General features: G+C 72.3%; 5 protein-coding genes. 3 read left to right on the top strand and 2 right to left on the bottom strand.

What is annotated here, in order from left to right; translation table 11 throughout:
- The first annotated feature begins 321 nt into the window (after nucleotides 1-321).
- A complete protein-coding gene (locus ACFVWU_RS44015) occupies nucleotides 322-2,079 on the top strand; it encodes a DUF885 domain-containing protein (protein WP_387632161.1) in 1,758 nt (585 codons plus the stop codon).
- 103 nt (nucleotides 2,080-2,182) lie between these two features.
- Here the strand turns inward: ACFVWU_RS44015 and ACFVWU_RS44010 are convergent, their stop codons facing one another.
- Both ACFVWU_RS44010 and ACFVWU_RS44005 read right to left on the bottom strand, forming a co-directional pair.
- Nucleotides 2,183-2,311, bottom strand: a complete 129-nt coding sequence (locus ACFVWU_RS44010; protein ID WP_387632159.1) for a hypothetical protein — start codon at nucleotides 2,309-2,311, stop codon at nucleotides 2,183-2,185.
- A gap of 17 nt (nucleotides 2,312-2,328) precedes the next feature.
- Complete coding sequence (locus ACFVWU_RS44005) at nucleotides 2,329-3,819, bottom strand: hypothetical protein (protein WP_387632157.1); 1,491 nt, start codon at nucleotides 3,817-3,819, stop codon at nucleotides 2,329-2,331.
- 281 nt (nucleotides 3,820-4,100) lie between these two features.
- On the opposite strand from ACFVWU_RS44005, the gene ACFVWU_RS44000 reads away from it, so the two are divergent.
- Both ACFVWU_RS44000 and ACFVWU_RS43995 read left to right on the top strand, forming a co-directional pair.
- Nucleotides 4,101-4,724, top strand: a complete 624-nt coding sequence (locus ACFVWU_RS44000; RefSeq protein WP_387632154.1) for a TetR/AcrR family transcriptional regulator — start codon at nucleotides 4,101-4,103, stop codon at nucleotides 4,722-4,724.
- 186 nt (nucleotides 4,725-4,910) lie between these two features.
- The gene (locus ACFVWU_RS43995) at nucleotides 4,911-6,035 is read left to right on the top strand and encodes a LacI family DNA-binding transcriptional regulator (RefSeq protein WP_387632153.1); all 1,125 of its coding nucleotides are present in this window, start codon (nucleotides 4,911-4,913) and stop codon (nucleotides 6,033-6,035) included.
- The last annotated feature ends 32 nt before the right edge of the window (nucleotides 6,036-6,067 follow it).

The raw sequence follows: 6,067 nt of genomic DNA, 5'->3' as shown, positions 1-6,067 counted from the left end.
TGTTGGGTTTTCCCCACCGGGCACAAACCTCTGTTGATCTGGGTTTGGCCACCACCGGTGGTCGTGGCGGGGGGGGCCGGTCAGCGACGCACCGTTCCGGAACACGCCGACGGCGTCGACCCCGCTCCCGTCCGCCCCACTCCTTCGACCCACGACCACGCTGAACCTCCGCGGCGCAGGCCCTCCCACCGGCCTGCGCCGCTTCCACGAGGTCGGGCTCCACCCGCACCGCGTCCGGCTGTCCGTCGCGCCGGCGACGACCACCCACGCCGAGTCCGGCCGGACCTGACACACAGCACCCGTTGCTCCAGGATGGTCACCATGCCCGAACACCCACTCCCCGGTCAGAGCCCCACACCCGACTCCCCGCCGGCTCCGGCGCCGTCGGATCGCATACCGGCCGCCCCACCCGCCCCCGGATCACCGCGCCGGATCGCCGACGACCACGTGGCCGCCACGGTCGCCCACGACCCCTCCACCGCCACCTGGCTGGGAGAACCGGTCGGAGCGGACCGGCAGCCCGACTTCACACCCGAGTGGTACGACGAGACCGCCGAACTGGCCCGGCGGACGCTGGCGCGGCTGGCGCACGCGACGGTGCCCGCCACCGGAGCGGAGGCGGACTGCGCGCGGCTGCTGCGCGAGCGGCTGACGGCCGAACTGGCCGGCCACGAGGCGGGCGACCACCTCTGGTCGCTGCGGCCCCTGCACTCGCCGCTCCACATGCTGCGCCGGAACCTGACCCTGTCCCCGGCCGAGACCGAGACGGACTGGGAGAACCTGGGCGGCCGACTGCGGGCGCTGCCGGGAGCCCTGGACGGGTACCGGCGAACGCTGCGGGCCGGGATCGACCGCGGGCTGCTGTCGGCGCCACGTCAGGTCGAGGCGGTGATCGGGCAGCTGACCGCCTGGCTCGGCGAGGAGAGCGGCAAGCCCAGTTGGTTCACCACCTTCGTCGCGCCCGGACCGGAGCGGCAGCGGGCCGCGCTGGACCGGGCCGCGCTCGACGCCACCACCGCGATCGCCGCCTTCCGCGACTGGCTGCGCACCGACTACGCGCCCGCCGCGGTCGGGGTTCCGGACGCGGTCGGCGAGGAGAAGTACCTGCGCGCCGCCCGACAGGCCACCGGCGCCGACCTGAACGTCACGGACGCCTACGACTGGGCCTGGACCGAGTTCCACCGCACCCTCGACGAGATGCGCCGCGCCGCCCGGCACGTGCTGCCCGGCGCGAGCGTGCTGGAGGCGATGAACCACCTGAACGAGCACGGCCACGCGATCGAGGGCGAGGAAGGCATCCGCGCCTGGCTGCAGGAGCTGATCGAGCAGGCGATCGAGGACCTGGACGGCACCCACTTCGACATCGCCGGCCCGCTGCGGCGGGTGGAGACCCACATCGCGCCGCCCGGAACCTCGGTGGCGCCGCACTACGCGGGCCCCAGCATGGACTTCAGCCGCCCCGGCCGCACCTACCTGCCCGCGCTGGGCCGCACCCGGTTCCCGACCTGGCAGCTGGTCAGCACCTGGTACCACGAGGGCGTCCCGGGCCACCACCTGCAGCTCGCCCAGGCCGTCACCCTGCAGCACCGGCTGACCCGCTACCAGGTCACCCTGGGCAAGATCAGCGCCAACAGCGAGGGCTGGGCGCTGTACGCCGAGCGGCTGATGGACGAGCTGGGCTTCCTCACCGACCCGGCGCACCGGCTCGGCTACCTGGACAAGCAGATGCTGCGGATCATCCGGGTGATCATCGACATCGGCATGCACCTGCGCCTGCGGATCCCGGCCGACTCACCGTTCCACCCCGGCGAGCACTGGACACCGGAACTCGGCACCGCCTTCATGGCCGCCTACCACGGCAGCCCGGCGGCACGGCGCAACGGCGAGATCGTGCGCTACCTGGGCTGGCCCGGCCAGGCGATCGGCTACAAGCTCGGCGAGCGCGCCTGGCTGGCGGGCCGGGCCGAGGCCAAGCGGCGCCGCGGTGCCGACTTCGACCTCAAGACCTGGCACATGGCCGCCCTCTCCCAGGGCTCTCTGGGCCTGGACGACCTGGCCACCGGCCTCGCGGCGCTCTGACGCCCCACCACCCGGCACCCGGTCGGATTCGGTTCGGCGGCCCCTTCCACCGGAAGGGGCCGCCGGCCGAGCCGCGGCGGGCACCTGCTCCCCCGACGGGCCGCTACCTCGCGCCGAAGGTGTCGAGGAAGGCGCCGGGTGCCGCCGGTGCCGCGACCTCGGGGGTGGTGACTCCGGTGCTGATCGCGGCCGTCAGGGCCGCTGCGGCGAGGAGCTCTGCCCTGCTGCTCACCTGCGGGAGACCTTTCGTCAGTTCGCCGGTGCGGTGGCGCTCGGGGTCGCGTTGCCGTACGAGCCGGCCACGATGGGCCATTCGTTCTGGTAGAGCTTGAACGGCAGGTCCTTCTCCAGCAGCGGGGTGCCGAGGATGGCGATGCGCGCCATGACGGCCCCGTTCACGTTCAGCCCGCCGTAGAGGCCGGCCTTGCCGGTGACGACGGGCTTGCCGGCGCTGGAGTCGATGCTGACCGTGCCGTTCACCGCGGCGCGCAGGTACGGCTCGACGGTCGCCTTCACGCCCACGGTGTCGTAGAGGGCGACCGAGCCGTCGGCGACCAGGCCGGTGCGGACGTTGGCGTTGCCGTTGAAGGCGGCCTTGACCGGGGAGACGGTGGTCTTGACCGGCTCGGTGGCGCTGGTCCAGCCGGCGGCCTTGGTGTAGTCGGCGTGGACGGCCCAGGCGCCGTCGATGTTCTGCGTGGTGTCGACGGTGACGGTGCCGTCGGCGCTGACCTCGGCGTAGACGGTGAGGTTGAGGGTGATCACGACGGGCACCTCGCCGACCATGATCGTGGGGGTGGCGGTGAGGGTGGCGATCGGTATCTTGACCTGGCCGGTGGAGCCGGTGAGTCCGGCGGTGATGTGCCAGTTGGCGTGTGCGCCGAGGTCGAAACCGACCTTGGCCTGGTCGGCGCCGAGGATGCCGTGGGTGCCCTGGTAGCTGAAGTCGATGCTCGGGTCGAGTTCGAGCGAGCCGGAGAGCGTGGCCTTGCCACCGCCGGGCAGGGGGACGCTGTCGTTGGCGTCCAGCTTCAGCACGGCCGAGGCGGACCCGTTGCCGCCGTTGGGGTTGGGGACGTAGGAGGCCTTGAGGTCCTTGAGCTGCGGGGTGACCTTGATGTTGTGCGGGTCCAGAGCGGTCTTGATCTTGGCCCAGGTCTGGCCGAGCAGTTCGGAGATGGTGGCCGGGCGCGTGCTCGCCTCGACCTTCCCGCCCGCGGTCGGCTTGACGTCGGTGATCGCGAGCAGCGCGCCCTGCGGCGCGGCCGGCGTCGGCGGGCTGTCGATCAGCTGACCGGGCTGGACTGCCGCGGTGGCCGCAGCGGAGGCCGACGGGCTGGGGCTGCCCTTGACGGTGTCGGCGGCGGCGAGGACGACCTTGCCGCTCTGCTTGTCGTAGGAGTCCAGCTTGAGGTCGGGCGTCTTGGCCGTGGTGGGCTGCCCGGACGGGGTCGCGGCGGGCGTGCCCGACGCGGTGGGGGTGGCCGGGGTCGCCTTGGGCGTGCCGGAGGCGGTCGGGCCGGTCGAGGCCTGGCCGGCGGCCGGAGTCACCAGGGTCACCTTCGGGGTGCCGGCGGGGACCTGGGCCGCCGCCGGGGTCCCGTCGGTCAGGACGGGGGCGGCCGGCGCGGTCGCGGAGGCGGCAGTGGAGTCGGCGGTCGGCGTGGTCGGATCACAGGCGGTGAGCGAGAGCACCACGGACGCGGCGAGCGCGGACAGCGCAACGGTGCGCATGGACATGCGGAGGGTCACCTTTGACGTAAGGCGGACAGGAATGCAGGCGACTGCCGTCAGATCAGGGGGCGGCCGGGCCGGAAGTGGCCGCCTTCGCCGTCGGCCGGAGCGTCAGAAACGCACTCGGAGGCGGGACTCGGCGCCGCACAGGGCCACCAGGCGTCCTGCCGGGCACCCCCAAAACTATAGCCAGTAGTTTTGCCTGGGCGAGAACGTACACTAGAGGGAACATGGGCTCCAACCCGGAGGAGGGCCGGACCGGCACGGAGGAAGCAGGAGGACAGCAGATGGGCAGACCGTCGAAGCCGCTGGTGACGAAGGAGCGGATCATGCGGGCCGCTCTCGCGCTGATCGACGAAGAGGGCCCTGACGCCCTGTCGACTCCCCGCATCGCCGCCCGGCTCGGTGTCAAGGGCCCGTCGCTGTACAACCACATCTCAGGACGCGACGAGATCATCGACGGGATCTGCGAACTCATCGTCGCCGAGATGGACCTCGACATGAGCGTCCGCCCGTGGACCACCGCTCTGGACACCTGGGCACGCCACTACCGCGCCGGCCTCGGCGCCCACCCGAACGCGGTGCCACTGTTCCGGACCCGACCGGCCCAGTCCTCCTCCGCGCTCCAGAGCTACGCCGAGACCTTCGCCATGCTGCGTGAAGCCGGCTGGCCCGAGGAATACCTCCTGCCGATCGTGCACTCGTTCCAGTCCCTCATCACCGGCTCGATGCTCATCGTGAACACACCACGCGATCTGCTGGACCCGGCCGAGGAGTTGCCGCCCGGACTCGACCCCCTGTTGAACCCGCCGCCCAACCACCGCGACCTCACCTTCGAGATCGGCGTGGCCGCACTCATCCGCGGCCTCCAGGACACCCTGGACCTCATCCAGCCCGCCCACCGCTCCTGAACGGACCTCCGGCAACGAAGCGGACAGCCGCCGGTTCGGACGAGTCGGCACTCGGTCCCGGGATTCATTCGGGATTCATCCGGCGGGCCTGCGGTTGACGGGCGGATGACCCGGGGCGAATCATGGCCCCACCGCCCGGAGTTCACGCTCCGCTGTCCGGACGGTGCGGTGAGGAAAGGGACAGATATGGATGCTCCCTCGGCTCCCTCGGCCTCCGAGGTGAGAGAGCTGAAATTTCAGCGGATCGCCGGTTGGCTGCGCCGGGACATCGGTGACGGCACCCGTCCCCCCGGCAGCCGCCTGCCCACCGAACAGGAACTGGCGCGGATCTGGGCGGTCTCGGTGAGCACGGTCCGACGCGCGGTGGACGACCTGGTCGCCGACGGTCTGGTGGTCAGACGCCAGGGCGCCGGTACGTTCGTCCGCGCGTCCCGACCGGACGACGACAAGCGGTCGCTGATCGGCGTCATCGTCCCGCACGGCAGCTTCTACTACCCCCAGGTGCTGCGCGGGGTGGAGGAGGTGCGCGCCGCCACCGGTGTCCGCGTCCAGTTCGCCACCTCCGACTACCAGCAGCCCGTCGAGGCCAGGCTGGTGCAGGAGATGCTCGACGCCGAGGTCGACGGCCTGCTCCTGGTTCCCACGCTCAGCGGACCCGAGTCCGCCGGGGACTATCTCCACCGACTGGGCGGCCTCCCGGTGCCGGTGGTGCTGATGGAGCGGCGGGGCCGGTCGCTGGACGACCGGACCGAGTACGTGTGCTCGCACCACGAGGCCGGCGCCTACGACGCCGTGCGCCACCTGGCCGGACTGGGCCACCGCGCCATCGGCCTCGCGCTGCGCTCCCCCAGCCCGACCGCAGATCCGGTGACCGTCGGCTACCGCCACGCGGTGGCCGAACTCGGCGGCGAGCCGGTGGAGTTCCAGGCCGCGCTGAACGAGTGGGGTCCGGCCACCGCCGACCGCTGTCTCAGCCGCCTGCGGGAGGCGGGATGCACTGCGGCGCTGTGCTTCGGCGACCGCCAGGCCGCGCTGCTGGTCTCCGCGACGCGCCGCGCCGGCCTCACCGTTCCGGGCGACCTGGCTCTGGTGGCCTACGACGACGAGATCGCCGATCTGCCCGACGTGCCCCTCACCGCGGTGGCACCGCCGAAGCGGCTGGTCGGGCGTACCGCGGCGGAACTGCTGCTGAGCCGGCTGAAGGACCCCGGCCGGGCTCCGCACCAGGTCCTGCTGCGGCCCGGGATCACCGTCCGCGATTCCTGCGGTGCGAAGCAGCCGCGGGAATCGCGGACGTACGCCGAGGTGTGACGAGGGGAGGGCCTCCGTCGGAGGCCCTCCCC

It is taken from the genome of Kitasatospora sp. NPDC058190 (assembly GCF_042883685.1).
GTDB lineage: Bacteria > Actinomycetota > Actinomycetes > Streptomycetales > Streptomycetaceae > Kitasatospora.
This window is presented reverse-complemented; position numbering and strand designations above follow the sequence as displayed.

Coding starts and splice junctions, on each gene's coding strand:
- ACFVWU_RS44015 (WP_387632161.1), top strand. CDS start 322: ATGCCCGAACACCCACTCCCCGGTCAGAGCCCCACACCCGACTCCCCG.
- ACFVWU_RS44005 (WP_387632157.1), bottom strand. CDS start 3,819: ATGTCCATGCGCACCGTTGCGCTGTCCGCGCTCGCCGCGTCCGTGGTG.
- ACFVWU_RS44000 (WP_387632154.1), top strand. CDS start 4,101: ATGGGCAGACCGTCGAAGCCGCTGGTGACGAAGGAGCGGATCATGCGG.
- ACFVWU_RS43995 (WP_387632153.1), top strand. CDS start 4,911: ATGGATGCTCCCTCGGCTCCCTCGGCCTCCGAGGTGAGAGAGCTGAAA.